14 protein-coding genes are annotated in these 17,413 nt (G+C 72.2%); 9 read left to right on the forward strand and 5 right to left on the reverse strand.

The window, feature by feature from the left end; translation table 11 throughout:
* Window positions 1-38: 38 nt before the first annotated feature.
* On the forward strand, window positions 39-1,112 hold the full coding sequence (locus tag E6R60_RS01420; protein ID WP_136324487.1) for an NAD-dependent epimerase/dehydratase family protein: 1,074 nt from the start codon (window positions 39-41) through the stop codon (window positions 1,110-1,112).
* A gap of 3 nt (window positions 1,113-1,115) precedes the next feature.
* On the opposite strand, the gene E6R60_RS01425 is transcribed toward E6R60_RS01420, so the two are convergent.
* Both E6R60_RS01425 and E6R60_RS01430 read right to left on the reverse strand, forming a co-directional pair.
* On the reverse strand, window positions 1,116-2,222 hold the full coding sequence (locus E6R60_RS01425; protein WP_136324488.1) for a HAMP domain-containing sensor histidine kinase: 1,107 nt from the start codon (window positions 2,220-2,222) through the stop codon (window positions 1,116-1,118).
* Window positions 2,219-3,058: a response regulator transcription factor gene (locus tag E6R60_RS01430; RefSeq protein ID WP_136324489.1), complete on the reverse strand. Its 840-nt coding sequence runs from the start codon at window positions 3,056-3,058 to the stop codon at window positions 2,219-2,221. Before E6R60_RS01430 ends, E6R60_RS01425 begins: the two co-directional genes overlap by 4 nt.
* 123 nt (window positions 3,059-3,181) lie before the next feature.
* Here E6R60_RS01430 and E6R60_RS01435 point away from each other — a divergent pair, with 123 nt between their 5' ends.
* Genes E6R60_RS01435 through E6R60_RS01445 form a run of 3 tightly spaced genes read left to right on the forward strand, consistent with a single transcriptional unit; the run spans window position 3,182 to window position 5,471 of the window.
* Window positions 3,182-3,892 (forward strand): glycosyltransferase family 2 protein, encoded by a 711-nt coding sequence (locus E6R60_RS01435; protein WP_240802344.1) that lies wholly within the window; start codon window positions 3,182-3,184, stop codon window positions 3,890-3,892.
* Window positions 3,889-4,566 carry a DUF2064 domain-containing protein gene (locus tag E6R60_RS01440; RefSeq protein ID WP_136324491.1) on the forward strand — a complete coding sequence of 226 codons (678 nt, stop codon included), beginning with the start codon at window positions 3,889-3,891 and terminating at the stop codon, window positions 4,564-4,566. Before E6R60_RS01435 ends, E6R60_RS01440 begins: the two co-directional genes overlap by 4 nt.
* The gene (locus E6R60_RS01445; protein WP_136324492.1) at window positions 4,563-5,471 is read left to right on the forward strand and encodes a methyltransferase domain-containing protein; all 909 of its coding nucleotides are present in this window, start codon (window positions 4,563-4,565) and stop codon (window positions 5,469-5,471) included. The genes E6R60_RS01440 and E6R60_RS01445 overlap by 4 nt, the downstream gene beginning before the upstream one ends.
* Window positions 5,472-5,796: 325 nt before the next feature.
* Here the strand turns inward: E6R60_RS01445 and E6R60_RS01455 are convergent, their stop codons facing one another.
* Window positions 5,797-7,107, reverse strand: coding sequence for a molybdopterin-dependent oxidoreductase (locus tag E6R60_RS01455; RefSeq protein WP_240802345.1), 1,311 nt, complete (start codon window positions 7,105-7,107; stop codon window positions 5,797-5,799).
* A 187-nt stretch (window positions 7,108-7,294) separates the two neighbouring features.
* On the opposite strand from E6R60_RS01455, the gene E6R60_RS01460 reads away from it, so the two are divergent.
* Window positions 7,295-8,689 (forward strand): hypothetical protein, encoded by a 1,395-nt coding sequence (locus tag E6R60_RS01460; RefSeq protein WP_136324493.1) that lies wholly within the window; start codon window positions 7,295-7,297, stop codon window positions 8,687-8,689.
* A 70-nt stretch (window positions 8,690-8,759) separates the two neighbouring features.
* On the opposite strand, the gene araA is transcribed toward E6R60_RS01460, so the two are convergent.
* Complete coding sequence (gene araA / locus E6R60_RS01465) at window positions 8,760-10,271, reverse strand: L-arabinose isomerase (protein WP_240802346.1); 1,512 nt, start codon at window positions 10,269-10,271, stop codon at window positions 8,760-8,762.
* A 139-nt stretch (window positions 10,272-10,410) separates the two neighbouring features.
* Entirely contained in the window at window positions 10,411-12,039 is a 1,629-nt protein-coding gene (gene araB, locus E6R60_RS01470) for a ribulokinase (protein ID WP_240802347.1), read from the reverse strand.
* A gap of 627 nt (window positions 12,040-12,666) precedes the next feature.
* Between araB and E6R60_RS01475 the strand changes: the two genes are divergently transcribed.
* From E6R60_RS01475 to yjfF, 4 genes are all read left to right on the forward strand, one after another.
* On the forward strand, window positions 12,667-13,659 hold the full coding sequence (locus E6R60_RS01475; RefSeq protein ID WP_136324495.1) for an ABC transporter substrate-binding protein: 993 nt from the start codon (window positions 12,667-12,669) through the stop codon (window positions 13,657-13,659).
* 68 nt (window positions 13,660-13,727) lie between these two features.
* A complete protein-coding gene (locus E6R60_RS01480) occupies window positions 13,728-15,287 on the forward strand; it encodes a sugar ABC transporter ATP-binding protein (RefSeq protein WP_136324496.1) in 1,560 nt (519 codons plus the stop codon).
* Window positions 15,284-16,384: an ABC transporter permease gene (locus E6R60_RS01485; protein WP_136324497.1), complete on the forward strand. Its 1,101-nt coding sequence runs from the start codon at window positions 15,284-15,286 to the stop codon at window positions 16,382-16,384. Before E6R60_RS01480 ends, E6R60_RS01485 begins: the two co-directional genes overlap by 4 nt.
* Window positions 16,381-17,403 carry a galactofuranose ABC transporter, permease protein YjfF gene (gene yjfF / locus E6R60_RS01490; RefSeq protein WP_136324498.1) on the forward strand — a complete coding sequence of 341 codons (1,023 nt, stop codon included), beginning with the start codon at window positions 16,381-16,383 and terminating at the stop codon, window positions 17,401-17,403. The genes E6R60_RS01485 and yjfF overlap by 4 nt, the downstream gene beginning before the upstream one ends.
* Window positions 17,404-17,413: the final 10 nt, after the last annotated feature.

Genomic DNA, 17,413 nt, shown 5'->3' on the forward strand with positions numbered 1-17,413 from the left:
GACACACGACTCGGCCGCCGGCGGCCTACCGTGGGGCCATGCGCGTACTCGTCACCGGCGGCGCCGGGTTCATCGGCTCGGAGATCGTACGGACCCTCGGGTCGGCCGGGCACGAAGCGGTGGTGTTCGACGCCCTGCTGCCCTCGGCGCACGGCGGTTCCCCGTCCCCGCCCGGCGGAAGCGACGGGCTCATCGTGGCGGACGTGCGCGACCGCGAGGCCGTGGACCGTGCGCTGCGGGGCATCGACGTGGTGTGCCATCAGGCGGCGATGGTCGGTCTCGGCAAGGACTTCGCGGACGCCCCGGACTACGTGGGCTGCAACGACCTGGGGACGGCCGTCCTGCTCGCCGCGATGGCCGGGGCGGGTGTGCGGAGTCTGGTGCTCGCCGGATCGATGGTCGTGTACGGGGAGGGCCGGTACGACTGCGTGCGGCACGGCCCGGTCCGGCCGGGCCCGCGCGCCGAGGCCGATCTGGCCGAAGGCCGTTTCGAGCCCCGCTGCCCCGCCTGCGGCTCGGATCTGGTCCCCGGCCTCGTCGGCGAGGACGCGCCGGTGGACCCGCGCAACGTGTACGCGACGACCAAGCTCGCCCAGGAACACCTCGCCGCCTCCTGGGCGCGGGCGACGGGCGGGCGCGCGGTGGCGCTGCGCTACCACAACGTGTACGGGCCGGGGATGCCCCGCGACACTCCGTACGCCGGTGTCGCCTCCTTCTTCCGTTCGTCCCTGGCCCGGGGCGAGTCCCCCCGTGTCTTCGAGGACGGCGGCCAGCGCCGCGACTTCATCCACGTACAGGACGTGGCCAACGCGAACGCCGTGGCGCTGGAGGCGGTGGCGGGGCGTGGACCGGGCAGCTTCGCCGCGTACAACACCGGGAGCGGGCAGCCGCACACGATCGGCGAGATGGCCGAGGCTCTGGCCTCCGCCCATGGGGGACCGGCCCCGGTGATCACCGGTGAGTACCGGCTCGGGGACGTACGCCATGTCACGGCGGACTCCCGGCGGCTGCGCGACGAACTGGGCTGGCAGCCGGAGGTGGGCTTCGCCGACGGTATGGCGCGGTTCGCGGCGGCACCGCTCCGGGCGGCGCCGGCCGGGCTCCCCGCCTGAGGTTCACGCCACCGGCAGGATGACCTCGAAGCAGCAGCCGCCGGTGACGTTGCGGACCTCCGCCCGCCCGGCGTGCGCCTCGACGATCCCGCGCACGATGGCGAGCCCGAGGCCCGCTCCGGCCGGGGGAGTACGGGCGTGGGTGCCCCGCCAGCCGGTGTCGAAGACCCTGGGCAGGTCCTCTTCCGGGATGCCGCCGCAGCCGTCGGTCACCGAGAGCACGACCCCGTCCTCCGCGCGGTGCGCGGCGACGGCGACGGTGCCGTCGGCGGGGGTGCGGCGGATGGCGTTGATCAGGAGGTTGCCCAGGACTCGGCTCATCTCCTTGCCGTCGACCTCGACGGGCACTGCCTCGATGCGGTCGCCGACCAGCCGCACCCCGTGCTCGCGGGCCAGCGGGTCCGCACCGGCGAGGGCGTCGCCCACCAAGTCGTAGACGGAGATCCGGGTCGGGGAGAGGGTGAGCGAGCCCGCGTGGATGCGGGAGAGCTCGAAGAGGTCGCCCACCATGTCGTTCATCCGCTCCACCTCGGTGCGTATCTGCCGCAGATAGCGCCGTGAGTCGACTGCCATGCCGTCCTCCAGCGCCTCGGACATGGCACGCAGTCCGGCGAGCGGGGTGCGCAGGTCGTGCGAGATCCAGGCCACGAGCTCGCGCCGGGAGGCCTCCAGGGCGCGCTCCCGCTGGCGCGAACTGTCGAGCTTGGCACTCGTGGCGGCCAGTTCGCGGGTGAGTGCGGCGAGTTCGGCGGTGGCCGGGGCCGCGGGGGCGGCGAAGGTCCCGCCGTCACCGAAGGACCGGGCGGCGAGGGTCAGGTCGCGGCTCCTGGCCGCCACCCAGCGGCCGAGCAGCATCGCGGTGGCGAGCGACACGACGGCGGCCATGGCGACGACGGTGGTGACCACGGTGAGGTCGTGCGGCGACAGGAACATCGCCCAGGCGACGGCGAGGGTGCCGGCCAGCATCGCGGTGACGGCCACGGCGGCCACGACCGTCAGCGAGACGACGAGGGAGCGGCGGCGCGAGAACCGCAGGACGAGTGCGCCGAGGAGTCCGGCCGCCGCGGCGCCGAGGAAGGCGAAGAGCGCGATGAGGAGGATGTCGGTCATGACGTCGGTCCGGAGCCGAAGGCGGCGGCGGGGGAGGCACCGTCCGGGGGCAGGTCCAGCCGGTAGCCGACGCCCCAGACCGTACGGATCAGCTCCGGGCGGGCCGGGTCGGTCTCCACCTTCCCCCGCAGGCGGCGGACGTGGACGGTGACGGTCGACAGATCGCCGAAGTCCCACCCCCAGACGCCGCGCATCAGCTCCTCCCGGGTGAAGACCCGGCCGGGGTGCCGCAGAAGGAAGGCGAGCAGGTCGAACTCCCGCAGGGTGAGGGCCAGGGCCCGCCCCTCACAGGTCGCGCTCCTGGCCGCGGGGTCGAGCACCAGGCCCGCGCCTTCGAGCAGGGCCGAGCGGGCGGAGGGCGTCGCGGCCGCTCGGGCGCGGCGCAGTACGGAGTCGACGCGCAGGACGAGCTCGCGCGGGCTGAACGGCTTGGTGACGTAGTCGTCCGCACCCGTCTCCAGGCCGAGGATGCGGTCCTCCTCGTCACCGCGCGCGGTGAGCATGATGACCGGCACCGGTCCCTGGGCCCGCATGCGGCGGCAGACCTCGAACCCGTCCATCCCCGGCAGCATCAGGTCCAGGACGGCCAGGTCCGGACGTCTCGCGGCGTACTGCTCCAGCGCCGCCGGGCCGTTCGCCGCGCGGGCCACCTCGTAGCCCGCCCCGGTCAGGTATCCGGTGACCACTTCCGCGACCGTGGGGTCGTCGTCCACGACGAGTACATGGCCGCGGGGGGTCGGCCCGCCTCCCCGCGCCGCCGGGGCTCCGTCCGCCGGGCGGGCGCGAGGCGCCCCGTCGGCGGGGCAGGGCGGTGACGGCTCGGGGATCGGCTGCATGCCACCACCTTGGCACCCGCCCCGGGGGAGTGCGGACGCCCCTGCGCCTCAGGCCGGCGACGTCCGGATTCCGTAAGACTCCGGAACCCGATTTGTCGCTTTCCGCTCCGTAAGGTGAGCCGCGTGATCCCTTCCCCCGGTATTTCCGGCCCCTGTGCCGACATCGTCCTGCCCTGTCTGGACGAGGCCGCCGCCCTGCCCGCCGTGCTGGCCTCGGTCCCTCGTGGCTGGCGGGCGATCGTCGTGGACAACGGTTCGGCCGACGGCTCGGCGGAGCTGGCCCGGTCCCTCGGCGCGACGGTGGTACGTGAACCGCGGCGCGGCTTCGGCGCGGCCTGTCACGCCGGGCTCCTCGCCTCAGAGGCGGAGTTCGTCTGCTTCTGCGACTGCGACGGCTCGCTGGATCCCGGCCTGCTGCCGGACTTCGTCCGCCGGGTCGCCGACGGCCAGAGCGATCTGGTGCTGGGCCGTCGGCGTCCCGAGGGGCGCGGAGCCTGGCCACTGCACGCGCGGGCGGGCAACGTGGCCCTCGCCCGGATGCTGCGCCGCCGCACGGGGCTGCGCCTGCACGACCTCGGGCCGATGCGGGCCGCCCGCCGCGCCGATCTGCTCGGACTCGGCCTCACCGACCGGCGCAGCGGATACCCGCTCGAGATGGTGGTGCGCGCGTCCGACGCGGGATTGCGCGTCACCGAGACGGACGTCCCCTACCTCGCCCGGACCGGGAAGTCGAAGGTCACCGGCACCTGGCTGGGCACCTGGCACGCGGTGCGCGACATGCGCGCCGTGCTGGGCGAGCCTCCGGTCCGGGCCGGGGCCGGGGTCTCCCGATGAGCGGGGCGGCCCCCGGCCCCGTCCGCACGGCTCCGACCGGGGCGACGACCCTGCTGGTCATCGCGAAGGAGCCGCTGCCCGGCCGGGTCAAGACCCGGCTCACCCCGCCCTTCTCCGCCATCGAGGCCGCGCGCCTCGCCGAAGCGGCGCTCGCCGACACCCTGGACACCGTCAGCGCGCTGCCCGCCGCGCGGCGGGTGGTCGTCCTGGAGGGGAGGCCCGGACCGTGGCTGCCGCCCGGCGTCGAGGTGGTGGAGCAGTGCGCGGGAGGGCTCGACGAACGGCTCGCCGCAGCGTTCGGGGCGTGTACCGGCCCCGCCCTGCTGATCGGAATGGACACACCCCAGGTCGCGGCGGCCGATCTGGCCGCCGCTCTCTCACCCACCGCGTGGGACGGCTGCGACGCCTGGTTCGGCCCGGCGCTGGACGGCGGATTCTGGGCGCTGGGCCTGGCCGAACCCGACCCCGCCCTCCTGCGCGGCGTACCGATGTCCGTCCCCGAGACCGGTGCCGTGCAGCGACGCCGACTGGTCGACGCCGGACTGTCCGTCCGCGATCTTCCCCGGCTGCGGGACGTGGACACGGCAGCCGACGCCGCGCACGTCGCCGCGCTCGCACCGCACGGGCGGTTCGCCGCCGTATTCGCCGGGCTGACCCGGGCGGCGGCCCGATGAGCCCCGCAGGCCGGGACCGCGACGTGCTGAGCTCGCACCCGGACCGCCGCGACGGGCTGAGCTCACGCCCGGACCACGACGTGCTCAGCCCTCCGCACCATGACCGCGACACGCTGAGTCCTCCGCACCCGGACGCCCCGCCGTGGGGCGCCGACTCCTGGAGCGCCGATCCCTACGCCGTCGCGCTGCGCAACGGCCACGGCCCGCTCTTCCTCCGCCGTACGGACGGCTGGCTGCTGCCGCTGGACGTCGAGCGCTGGTGCGCCGGGGCGGACGCCGCCGACCTGTCGGCGCTGCACCGCTGCGAGGGGCCCGTCCTGGACGTCGGATGCGGGCCCGGCAGGCTGGTCGCCGAGCTGGCGGCCCGCGGCCACCGCGCACTCGGGATCGACGTCAGCGACGCCGCGGTCGACCGCACCCTGCGGCTGGGCGGATCCGCGCTGCGCCGCTCCGTCTTCGAAACGCTGCCGGGGGAGGGGCGCTGGGGCACCGTCCTCCTCGTCGACGGCAACATCGGCATCGGAGGCGACCCCTCCCGCCTTCTGCGGCGCACCGCGGACCTGCTCGCCCCGGGCGGACTCCTCGTCGTCGAGACCGCACCGCAGGACATCGACGAGCGGGTCCATGTGCGACTGGACGACGGACACGCCCCCACCGGACCGGCGCCCGCCGACCCCTTTCCGTGGGCCCGGCTCGGCACACCGGCGCTGCTGGGACACGCCCGCCCCCACGGCCTGCACCCCGTCGATCAGTGGGACGCGGACGGGCGCCCCTTCGTCGCCCTGCGGCGCAGCCGGGCCGTCCGGACCACGAGCCACCCGCCCGACACCAGGAACAGCGCGGCCGTGATCAGCAGCCAGTTCCCCAGGAACACATCGGGAGACAGCCCGCTCGCCGGCTCGTAGCGCCGGGTCTGCCGGGTGATCAGCGGGAACCACACGAGGAGCAGCAGCCCGGAGAGGAACGCCGGCACCCGGACGAAGTTCACCAGGCCGGAGCGCGGACCGGCCGAGCGGCACAGCAGCCGGTCCGCGGCCGCGTAGACCGGCACCAGCACCAGGTCGTGCACGAGGGCGGCCCCCACGAACCACACGGCCACACCCCAGGCGTCCCCCGCCAGCAGCCGGACCCCCGCATAGCCCGCCAGGGCGAAGGAGGCGGCCATCAGCAGAAGGTGCAACGGCCCCTCCCCGTACAGACGGCGCACGACGGTCCGCGGACTCACCCTGTTCACAGCTCTCCGAAGGTCAGCCGGGACACCCATTTGGTGTTGAGCACGCCGGGGGCGGCCGGCACGATGACCCGTGCCGGAGAGCCGTGATCGGGTGTCAGGTACTCGCCGTTGACCGACAGGGCCAGGAGGGAGCGCGGATCGCGCACCTGGTTGTCGCGCAGCGCGGCCCTGCGGAACGGCCCGCTGCGCTGGAGGGACTCCACCAGCACCCCCGGAGGGCTGTGCGGATATCCGGCGAGTGCTGCCAGGTCCTTCAGCCGCACCCCGCGCCACCACTGGTCCGAGGTCGACCAGCCCTCCACGCACGCGATCGGCAGCGCCGCGCTGTACTGGGCCATGGCCAGCAACTGCTCCCGCGTGAAGCGGAGATCTCCGGCGGGCCCGCTGACGGTGAGCCACCAGCCCTCTCCCGTATCGGCCGGGGTGACCCCCACCGAGGCGGCCGTCTTGTTGATCTGGAAGCCGTTGGGCCCGGAGCCCGGCTCGGCGACGCCGTGCGGAGTGAGCACGGCCAGACGCCGCAGCGGTCCGTCGAAGCTCCGCCCGGCCGAGGTGATCAGCAGGACCAGGGAGCCGGCGCCCACCATGACCAGCGCCCCGCGGCGGGACAGCGTCGGCGGGGACGGTGCGGGTGACTCCAGCGGGTCGTCCCGCACGCTCCCGCGCAGCCCTCCCGACCGCAGCACCCGTACGGCCTGCGGCACCCGGAGCCCCGCGTGCGCGAGGAACGCGGCGAAGAACACCCAGGCGCCGTAGAAGTGCAACGGATAGAAGGAGCCCGGGAACAGGTACTCCAGCTGGATGTTGAGGATCCCCGTGACGAACTCGAACAGCGCCCCGCCGACCAGGAGGAGCAGCGAGATCCGCTCCAGCGCGTGCCCCACGGAGCGGGCCGGGGGCAGCGCGAACAGCCGGGGTACGACCGACCAGAGCTTGGCCAGCAGGACCGGGACGAGCACGATTCCCAGGGTGACGTGGAGCCCCTGGGTCAGCCGGTACAGCCAGTGCGGACCGGTCGGCCAGGCGAAGAGGTAGAAGCCCAGCAGCCCTTTGTCCGGCGTCTTGTCGTTGACCGGGTTCAGATCCGGGTTGTAGGCGGCGTACGACAGCAGACCGGTCACGAACAGCGCGGTGATCCCGACGAGCAGGACGAGGCCGAGGACTGCGGTGAACCGCACGCCGCGCACCGGGCTGCGCCAGAACCCCGGCGCCGAGGGAAGGCGTCCGAGGATCGTCGTCGCACGTCCGCCGAGGAGACGGGAGAGGAACACGGGTGGGGTCGGACTCTGCCGACGGCTGTCGCCCATGGGCCCGACGTTATGCCGGGAGCCGAGGGAGGGGGCGGTTGCGACTCCTGACGAAACCATGACGTCACCCTCGCCCGACGCTTACGGCCCAACGTCTTCCGGCCGCGGGCGCTCCCGAATCTGACGGTTCGGTGACGCGCCCCGCCGCTGGGCGTCTCCAGCACCCCGCCGTGCGTACGGTGCCTGGGTGAAGACCGTGGACCGCACAGAACAGGCCGCCGAACCGATCTCCGCGCAGCGTTCGGGCCACCTCCGCGACCTGGCCGCCGCCGGCGCCGGCGTGGTGCTGGTCGCCGCCGCCGTGCTCGTCGGCCGGGCCTTCGACGACGCCGCCCGCATCCTCGTGGTCCACTGGCCGCCGCTGCTCGCGTCCTGGTACCCGCATACCGGGCCCGGCACATGGGCGGCGCCCGTCGTCGTCGCCGCCGTCATCGCCTACGGCCCGTCCCTCGCCGTCCGGCTGCGCTGGCGGGCCCTCCTCCTCAGCTGCTACCTCACCGTGCTCGCCTGGGTCCTCTCGCTCGCGCTGATCGACGGCTGGGACCGGGGGATCGCCGAGCGGCTCACCACCAAACACGAGTACCTGAGGGTCATCGGGCGCTTCGACGATATCGGCGCCGCCCTGCGCGGCTTCAACGAACACATCCTGATCGGCCCGCCCGGCAACTGGCCCGCTCACGTCGCCGGACACCCGCCGGGCTCCACGCTCACCTTCGTCCTGCTCGACCGCATCGGACTCGGCGGCGGAGCCTGGGCCGGAGTGTGGTGCATCCTGACCGGGGCCCTCGCCTCGGTGGCCGTCCTGATCGCCGTCCGGGCCCTGGCCGACGAGCACACCGCCCGCCGCGCGGCGCCCTTCGTCGTCCTCGCCCCGGTCGCGGTCTGGGCCGGCACCTCGGCCGACGGCTACTTCACCGCGGTCGCCGCCTGGTCCGTGGCCCTGCTGGCCCTGGCCGCGACCCGCACGGCCCGCAGCCCCGCGGCCGCCGCACTGGGCGCCGGCCTCCTCTACGGGCTGACCTGCTACCTCAGTTACGGCCTGACGCTCATCGCCCTCCCACTCCTGGCCGTTCTCCTGCTCACCCGGACCTCGCGGCCGCTCCCGCTCTTCGTCCTGGGAGCCCTGGTGGTGCCGACGGCCTTCACCGTCGCGGGCTTCGACTGGTGGGAGGCGTACCGCCTGCTCGTCGACCGCTACTACCAGGGGGCCGGCGGGGTCCGCCCCTACTCCTACTGGGTCTGGGCCAACCTCGCCTGCACCGCGATCGCCGTCGGACCGGCCGTGCTCGCGGGCCTGCGCAGGACGCTGGCAGGCGCCCCGGGAGCGGCACGCACCCTGCGGACCGGGACCACCGCTCCGTCGCAGCGCCTGATCCTGCTCGTGGCGGCGGCGCTCCTGGCGCTGGTGGCGGCCGACCTGTCGGGGATGAGCAAGTCGGAGACGGAACGCATCTGGCAGCCCTTCATGCTCTGGCTGCTGCCCGCGGCCGCACTCCTGCCACCGCGGGGCCGACGCGGCTGGCTGGCCGCTCAGGCGGTCGTGGCTCTGGCGGTCAACCACCTTCTATGGACCGGGTGGTAGCCGCGGACCGGCGGAACGGCCCCGCGCCGGCGGTGCCGGTGCGGGGCCGTTCCAGGGTCTGACCGGCGGCTCAGAAACCGAGCGCCAGCCGGTGGTAGGCCTGGTTCCACCGGAGGTCGCGCCGGAACTGCCGCGGCGTGGTGCTCTGCTCGATGAGCGCCAGCTCCATCTGCAGCATCTCCGCCAGGTCGTCCAAGTGCTCCGAGGTGAGCGCGGTGCTCAGGACGGTGTGGTGCGGTCCTCCGGCGGTGAGCCAGGATTCCGTGGACGTACGCAGGTCGGGGTGCGGACGCCACACCGCGCGGGCGACCGGCAGGGCGGGCAGGGGCTCCACCGGGGGCACCACGTCGATGTCGTTGGCCACGAGGCGGAAGCGGTCGCCGAGGTCGGCGAGGCCGACCACGACCGCGGGGCCCGCGGCGGCGTCGAACACGAGGCGCACCGGGTCTTCGCGGTTGCCGATGCCCAGCGGGTGGATCTGGCAGCTCGGCGTTTCGGACGCGATGGTCGGGCAGACCTCCAGCATGTGCGCGCCGAGGATGAGTTCGCCGCCCGGCGTGAGGTCGTAGGTGTAGTCCTCCATGAAGGAGGTGCCCCCGGGCAGGCCGTCGGCGGCGACCTTGAGGGCGCGGAGCAGGACCGAGGTCTTCCAGTCGCCCTCGCCGCCGAATCCGTACCCCTGCGACATCAGGCGCTGGACGGCGAGGCCCGGCAGCTGGCGCAGACCGCCCAGGTCCTCGAAGTTGGTGGTGAAGGCGCCGAAGCCGCCCTCCGTGAGGAAGGTGCGCAGTCCGGCCTCGATGCGGGCCGCATAGCGCAGGGATGCGTGCCGGTCGCCGCCGTTCCTGAGCTCCGGTGCGAGCCGGTAGACGTCCTCGTACTCCTTGACGAGGGTGCTCACCTCGGTCTCGTCGGCCGCGTCGACGTACGCGACCAGGTCGTTGACGCCGTACGTGTTGACGGAGGCGCCCAGGCGGAGCTGGGCCTCGACCTTGTCGCCCTCGGTGACGGCCACATCGCGCATGTTGTCGCCGAAGCGGGCGACCTTGAGCGTGGCGAGCTCGGCGCGAGCCGCCGCGGCACGGGCCCAGGTCGCCACGCGCCCGACCGTCACCGGGTCGGTGACATGGCCGGCGACCGTCTTGCGGGCCACCCCGAGGCGCGACTGGATGTGCCCGAACTCGCGGTCGCCGTGGGCGGCCTGGTTCAGGTTCATGAAGTCCATGTCGATGGTGGCCCAGGGCAGTGCCACGTTCGCCTGGGTGTGCAGGTGCAGCAGGGGCTTGCGCAGGGCGTCCAGGCCCGCGATCCACATCTTCGCGGGGGAGAAGGTGTGCATCCACGCGATGAGACCGACGCATCGGTCGTCGCTGTTGGCTTCGAGGCAGACGCGCCGGATGGCGGAGGCGTCGGTCAGCACCGGCTTCCAGACGACGCGCGCTGGAAGGCCGGGGGTGCCCGCGAGGACGGAGGCGATCTCCCCCGACTGTTCGGCGACCTGGCGCAGGGTGTCCTCGCCGTACAGGCCCTGGCTTCCGGTGAGGAACCAGATCTCGCGGTCGGAGGAATTCAAGCTGGACACATGGGCTCCTGGGATGACGTGATGACTTCGGTGGAGACGCGCGGGGCGACGGAGGGGCTGGGGCGTGTTCCGAAGGTCCCGCCTGCCGGCGGCCCGCCCTTCGGGGGGACGGCGCTCCTCTCGGAACGCGCCCCAGCGGTCAGCCGGCGGTGACGGCCCGGTTGCGGATGTCACGCAGCCGGTGCAGCAGTTCCCCGCCGCCGAACTGGTCGTGCAGCGACCGGTACGCGGCGAACAGCTCGTCGTAGGCGTCCGCCCGCGCGGTGTCCGGGGTGTACACGTCGCGCTGCAGGCGTCCCATCGCGGCGGTCGCCGTGCGCACGTCCGGGTGGGCTCCGGCCGCGACCGCGGCGTGGATGGCCGAACCGAGAGCGGGGCCCTGCTGCGAAGCAGCCAGGGAGACCGGGCGGCGCAGCACGTCGGAGTAGATCTGCATGAGCAGTTCGTTCTTGGCCAGACCGCCGGCGACGATGAACTCGTGCACCGGGACGCCGCCGCGCTCCAGGGCCTCGACGATGATCCTCGTACCGAAGGCCGTCGCTTCGAGCAGTGCCCGGTAGACGTCCTCGGGACGGGTGGCGAGGGTGAGGCCGACCAGGACTCCGGAGAGGTGGTGGTCCACCAGCACGGAGCGGTTGCCGTTCAGCCAGTCCAGCGCCACCAGTCCGTGCCCGCCCACCGGCTGGCCGGCGGCCTTGCGGGTCAGCAGGGCGTGCAGGTCCTCCCCGCGCTCGGCCGCCTCGTCGGCGTACTCCTGCGGGACGCCCTGGCTCAGGACCCAGGCGAAGATGTCGCCCACGGCGCTCTGACCGGCCTCGTAGCCGTAGGTTCCCTCGACGATGCCGCCGTCGACGACCCCGCAGATGCCCGGGATGTCCGCCAGGACGGGGGAGTTGACGACGTGGCAGGTGGAGGTGCCCATGATGGCGAGCAGGCGGCCGTCCTCCACGGCCTGGGCGGCCGCGGCGGTGACGTGGGCGTCGACGTTGCCCGCCGCGACGGCTGTGCCCGCGGTCAGCCCCGTCCAGCGGGCGGCCGTCTCGGTCAGCGACCCGACCCGTGAACCGAGGTCGGCCAGCGGGAATTCGAGCCGGGTCCGGGCGAAGTCGGTGAACCCCGGGTGTAGCGCCGTCAGGTAGTCGTCACTGGGGTAGGCCCCGTCCTGGTGGATGCCCTTGTAGCCGGCCGTACAGGCGTTGCGGGACTCCGTGCCGGTGAGCTGCCACACGATCCAGTCGGCCGCCTCGATCCAGCGCGCGCAGGCGTCGTAGACCTCGGGGTCCTCCTCCAGGACCTGAAGGGCCTTCGCGAACTGCCACTCGGCGGAGATCTTGCCGCCGTACCGCTTGATCCACTTCTCGCCGCGGGCGTGGGCCAGTTCGTTGATCCGGTCGGCCTGTCCCTGGGCCGCGTGGTGCTTCCACAGCTTCGGCCAGGCGTGGGGCCGGTCGGCGAGCGACGTCTCCACGAGGGACGTCCCGTCCGCCAGCGTGGGCAGGACCGTGCAGGCGGTGAAGTCGGTGGCGATGCCGATGACCGACGCCGGGTCGACGCCCGCGGCGGCGACGGCCTCCGGCACGGCGTGGCGCAGGACGTCCAGCCAGTCCTGGGGATGCTGGAGGGCCCAGTCCGGCGGCAGCGCGGCGCCCGTGCCGGGGAGGTGCCGGTCGATCACGCCGTGCGTGTAGGCGTGCACCGCCGATGCCAGCTCCTCTCCGTCCCGTACGCGTACGACGACGGCGCGGCCCGACAGAGTGCCGAAGTCCACGCCTACGGTGTACCGCTCGGAGTCGTCCGCGCGTTGAGGGGCTGAAGGGGTGTAGGGGTGGGCTGATGTCACCGGGTCGGCCTTTCGGGAAGTGGTGTCGGAGAGGTGACCGGGGGCGGGCGCGGAGATGCGGCGCTGGTGAGCGGGCCGGTCGACCCTCAGCAGTGTGAGCGCTAACAAACGGGGAATCAAGAGGTGCGGGCACTTGAGGTGAGGTGCGCGGTCGCGCCCCGTCCGGGCGGAAGGCCGCTCGTTCCCTTCCGGTTTCGTGCTCATGTGCCTCCGGTTTCGTCGCCCGGTGCGGCCGGGTGGACCACCGAGCGTGCGGCGGTGCGCCTGCCGCCCGCGGGCGGGGCGGTGGTCGCGGCGGGGTCTCCCGTGACCGTACCGAGCGGATAACGGAAAAATAACGCACACCTGGGGATTGAGAACCGGTGGTGTTAGCGCTCACAATGCAGCGGCGCCCTTCTTCGGAAGGCCGTTCGCTCCTGTCGGTCCCCGGCGCCGGTTCCCCCGGCCGTCGCGGGTCCTGTGTGCAGGAAGAGCCTCACCCCGCCGGCCGGACGCTCGCTCATCGCGCCGGGGGCACCCTCCGCGTACTCCGAAAGGACATCCACCATGGCCCGCATGGCCCGTAGAGCTGTCGTCTTCGCCGGCATCGCCCTCCTCGCGTCCACCACGCTGACCGCCTGCTCCACCGAGAACCCCAACGCCGGCAGCGACGGGGGTTCGAAGCCCAAGGGCAAGATCGTGCTCGGCTTCGCCCAGGTCGGCGCGGAGAGCGGATGGCGAACCGCCAACACCAAGTCCGTCCAGGAAGCGGCGAAGAAGGCCGGCATCACCCTGAAGTTCTCCGACGCCCAGCAGAAGCAGGAGAACCAGATCAAGGCGATCCGCACCTTCATCCAGCAGAAGGTGGACGTCATCGCCTTCTCGCCGGTGGTGGAGTCCGGCTGGGACACGGTCCTCAAGGAGGCCAAGGACGCGGGCATCCCCGTGATCCTCACCGACCGTGCCGTGGACACCAAGGACAAGTCGCTCTACAAGACCTTCCTCGGCTCGGACTTCGTCAAGGAGGGCACGTCCGCCGGTCAGTGGCTGACCGACGAGTACGCGAACTCCAAGGACACCGTCAACATCGTCGAGCTCCAGGGCACCACCGGCTCCGCCCCCGCCAACGACCGCAAGGCCGGCTTCGCCGAAGTCATCAAGGGCGACCACAAGTTCAAGATCATCGCCTCCCAGACGGGTGACTTCACCCGCGCCAAGGGCAAGGAGGTCATGCAGGCGTTCCTGAAGTCCCACAAGGACATCGACGTCCTGTACGCCCACAACGACGACATGGCCCTCGGTGCGATCCAGGCGATCGAGGAAGCCGGCAAGCAGCCGGGCAAGGACATCAAGGTCATCTCGGTCGACGGGATCAAGGACGCCTTCGTCGCGATGACCCAGGGCAAGATCAACGTCGTGGTGGAGTGCAACCCGCTGCTCGGTGACCAGCTGATGGAGCTGACCAAGAGCGTCGCCGCCGGCGAGGTCGTCCCGGAGCGCGTCGAGACCGAGGAAGGCGTCTTCCCGCAGGACAAGGCGAAGGCCGCACTGCCGAGCCGCAAGTACTGACGCCGGCCGCTCGACGCGGGAGGAGGCACTCCGAGGTGCCTCCTCCGCCCACTCAGGAAGGAGGGCGGATGACAGCCCCGTCCACCCCCCAGAACCGGACCGCCGACGAGCGGCAGCCGGTGCTGGAAGCGCAGGACATTCGCAAGGAGTTCCCGGGCGTACTCGCCCTGGACGGAGTCGGCCTCCGGCTCTTTCCCGGTGAGGTGCACGCCCTCATGGGCGAGAACGGCGCGGGAAAGTCCACCCTGATCAAGGTGCTCACCGGCGCTCACCCCGCCGACGGCGGCACCATCCTGGTCGACGGCCGGCCGCACGCGTTCGGCGATCCCCTCCAGGCTCAGCAGGCGGGCATCAGCACCGTCTACCAGGAGGTCAACCTCTGCCAGAACATCTCGGTCGCCGAGAACATCCTCATCGGGCGTGAGCCCCGGCGGTTCGGCCTCATCCACTGGTCCGCGCTCCGCAAGCGGGCCGCGGACCTGCTGAAGGAACTGGATCTCGGCCTGGACGTGACCAGCCCGCTCGGCGCGCACTCCCTGGCCGTGCAGCAGCTGATCGCCATCGTCCGCGCCGTGGACGTGTCGGCCAAGGTCCTCGTCCTGGACGAGCCCACCTCCAGTCTGGACCGCGACGAGGTCGCCGAACTGTTCACCCTGGTGCGCAGGCTCCGCGACCGCGGTGTGGCCATCCTGTTCGTCACCCACTTCCTGGACCAGGTCTTCGAGATCTGCGACCGCGTCACGATCCTCCGCAACGGCCGCCTGGAGGGTGAGTACGCGATCGGGGAACTCACCCCCGTCTCCCTGGTGCAGCGCATGATCGGCGGAGAGCTGGCCACCCTCGACCAGCTCTCGGACCGCGCCCAGCGCGAGGCGAGCGAACGCTCCGAGGGGGAACCCTTCCTCAGCGCCCGTCAGCTGACCCGGACGGGATTCATCGAGCCGTACGACCTGGACATCCACCCCGGAGAGGTCATCGGACTGGCCGGCCTCCTGGGATCGGGCCGCACCGAAGCCGCACGTCTGCTGTTCGGCGCGGACGGAGCGGACTCCGGCGAGGTGCGGGTGGCGGGCGAGGCGGTGTCCCTGCGCACCCCCCGGCACGCCATCGCCCACCGCATCGCCTTCTGCTCGGAGAACCGCAAGGCCGAAGGCCTCGTGGGCGAGCTGACCATCCGCGAGAACATCGTGCTCGCCCTCCAGGCCTCGCGCGGCTGGACACGGCCGCTCCCGCGCACCAAGCAGGACGAGCTGACCCGCCACTGGATCGAAGCGCTGGACATCCGTCCGGCGAACCCCGAGGCCCAGGTGCGTCACCTCAGCGGCGGCAACCAGCAGAAGGTCCTGCTGGCACGCTGGCTGCTCACGGACCCCCGCCTCCTGATCCTCGACGAACCCACCCGGGGCATCGACATCGGGGCCAAGGCCGAGATCCAGAAGCTCGTCGCACGACTCGCGGCGGACGGCACCTCGGTGCTGTTCATCTCCGCGGAGCTCGAAGAGGTCCTGCGGCTGAGCCATCGCATCGGCGTGCTCAGGGACCACCGGATGGTGGCCACCCTGACCAACGACGACACCGTCACCCCCGAACGCATACTCGCCACCATCGCCACCGGAGCGAACTCATGAACTCCCAGCCTGCCCGGGCCACCCCGGTGGGCGGCCTCGGGAAGCGTCTGGCCCGCCACCGGCTGCTGTGGCCGTCGCTCATCCTGCTCGCCCTGCTGCTCGGCAACCTGGCCTTCACCCACGACTTCTTCTCGGTGCGGGTCCGCAACGGCCATCTGTACGGCAGCCTCATCGACATCATGCAGTTCGGCGCCCCGCTCATCCTCGTGGCGCTCGGCATGACGCTCGTCATCGCCACCCGAGGCATCGACCTGTCGGTGGGTTCGACCGTCGCGATCGCGGGCGCGCTGGCCTGCCAGCACATCGCGAGCTCGTCGAGTCCGGGCAGCGTCGGCACCATGCTCACGGCCGTCGCCATCGCGCTGTGCGTGGCCCTCGTCCTCGGCCTCGCCAACGGTCTGCTGGTCTCCCGGGTGGGCGTCCAGCCCATCGTCGCGACCCTGATCCTCATGGTCGCGGGCCGCGGCGTCGCCCAGTTGATCACCGACGGCCAGATCATCACCGTCACCAGCGCCCCCTACAAGATGGTCGGCGGCGGCTACTGGCTGATGTTCCCCTTCGCCGTGATCCTGGCGGCCGTCGTGGTGGCGCTGACCTCCCTCGTCACCCGGCGCAGCGCGCTGGGCATGCTGATCGAGGCCGTCGGCGGCAACCCGACGGCCAGCCGCCTGGTCGGCATCCGCGCGGCCGGCCTGCTGACCCTCGTCTACGTGTTCAGCGCCGTGTGCGCCGCCGTCGCCGGACTGATGATCAGCTCCAACGTCTCCAGCGCCGACGGCAACAACGCCGGACTGTGGATCGAGCTCGACGCGATCCTCGCGGTCGTCATCGGAGGCACCGCCCTGACCGGCGGGCGCTTCTCCCTGGGCGGGACCGTCCTGGGCGCGCTCATCATCCAGACGCTCTCGACGACCGTCTACACCCTCGGGGTTCCGCCGGAGACGACGCTGGTCTTCAAGGCCGTGGTCGTCATCGTGGTCTGCCTCGTGCAGTCCCCGGTCTTCCGGGCCAAGGCGCTGAAGCGGCGCAGGACCACACCACCCCGTCCCACCACCACGGCGGGCGAGGCTCCGCTGAAGCAGGAGGCCCGCGCATGAGCACCGGCATCGCGAACACCGCCGCGATCCTCGCCCGGCCCTTCCGGGCGGCGTCGCCGCACAGCCGCACCCGTATCCCCCTGATGGTCACCGCCGTCCTGCTGGTGGCGATGTTCACCGTCGGATCGGTGCGCTACGAGGGCTTCTTCTCGACCCAGGTGCTGCTGAACCTCCTCATCGACAACGGCTTCCTGCTCGTCGTCGCCGTCGGCGTCACCTTCGTCATCCTCACGGGCGGCATCGACCTGTCCGTCGGCTCCATGGTCGCCCTGTCCACCATGCTCACCGCATGGCTGGTGGAACAGCACAACTGGCCGCTCGCCACCGTCATCCCGCTGGTCCTGGTCGTCGGGGGCGCCGGCGGAGCGCTGATGGGCTGGATCATCCACACCTTCGAGATCCAGCCGTTCATCGTGACCCTGGCCGGCATGTTCCTGGCCCGGGGGCTCTGCTACACGATCAGCACCGAGTCCATCTCCATCAACGACCCGGCCACGGTCAAGATGGCGCAGACGCGGCTGTACGGCCCCGAGGGCCTCTTCGTCTCCATCTCCGTGGTGATCGCCCTGGTCACCGTCGCGATCGCCTTCGTCGTCCTGCACCACACCCGGTTCGGCCGGAACGTGTACGCCCTCGGCGGCAACGAGACCTCGGCCCGGCTGATGGGCCTCCCGGTGGGAAGGACGAAGGTCGCCGTCTACGCGATCAGCGGCCTGTGCTCGGCCCTGGGCGGGGTGCTGCTCACCTTCTACATGCTCTCCGGGTACGCGCTGCACGCCATGGGCATGGAACTCGACGCGATCGCGGCCACCGTCATCGGCGGCACCCTGCTGACCGGCGGATCCGGCTTCGTGCTCGGCACCGCTCTGGGCGTCCTGGTGCTCGGCATGATCCAGACCGTCATCAACTTCCAGGGAACGCTGAGTTCCTGGTGGACCCGCATCGTCATCGGGGCCCTCCTGCTGGTCTTCATCGTCCTGCAGCGCGTGATGGGCGGTCGTCGGCCCGTCGGCGAATGACCACGGCCAC

The sequence above is a fragment of the Streptomyces sp. A0642 genome (assembly GCF_004795105.1).
Taxonomy (GTDB): Bacteria; Actinomycetota; Actinomycetes; order Streptomycetales; family Streptomycetaceae; genus Streptomyces.

Bases quoted from the DNA above. Each gene is read 5' to 3' on its own strand.
- E6R60_RS01485 (WP_136324497.1), top strand. From the start codon at position 15,284: ATGAACTCCCAGCCTGCCCGGGCCACCCCGGTGGGCGGCCTCGGGAAG.
- E6R60_RS01430 (WP_136324489.1), bottom strand. From the start codon at position 3,058: ATGCAGCCGATCCCCGAGCCGTCACCGCCCTGCCCCGCCGACGGGGCG.
- E6R60_RS01480 (WP_136324496.1), top strand. From the start codon at position 13,728: ATGACAGCCCCGTCCACCCCCCAGAACCGGACCGCCGACGAGCGGCAG.
- E6R60_RS01425 (WP_136324488.1), bottom strand. From the start codon at position 2,222: ATGACCGACATCCTCCTCATCGCGCTCTTCGCCTTCCTCGGCGCCGCG.
- E6R60_RS01445 (WP_136324492.1), top strand. From the start codon at position 4,563: ATGAGCCCCGCAGGCCGGGACCGCGACGTGCTGAGCTCGCACCCGGAC.
- E6R60_RS01420 (WP_136324487.1), top strand. From the start codon at position 39: ATGCGCGTACTCGTCACCGGCGGCGCCGGGTTCATCGGCTCGGAGATC.
- E6R60_RS01455 (WP_240802345.1), bottom strand. From the start codon at position 7,107: ATGGGCGACAGCCGTCGGCAGAGTCCGACCCCACCCGTGTTCCTCTCC.
- E6R60_RS01475 (WP_136324495.1), top strand. From the start codon at position 12,667: ATGGCCCGTAGAGCTGTCGTCTTCGCCGGCATCGCCCTCCTCGCGTCC.
- E6R60_RS01440 (WP_136324491.1), top strand. From the start codon at position 3,889: ATGAGCGGGGCGGCCCCCGGCCCCGTCCGCACGGCTCCGACCGGGGCG.
- yjfF (WP_136324498.1), top strand. From the start codon at position 16,381: ATGAGCACCGGCATCGCGAACACCGCCGCGATCCTCGCCCGGCCCTTC.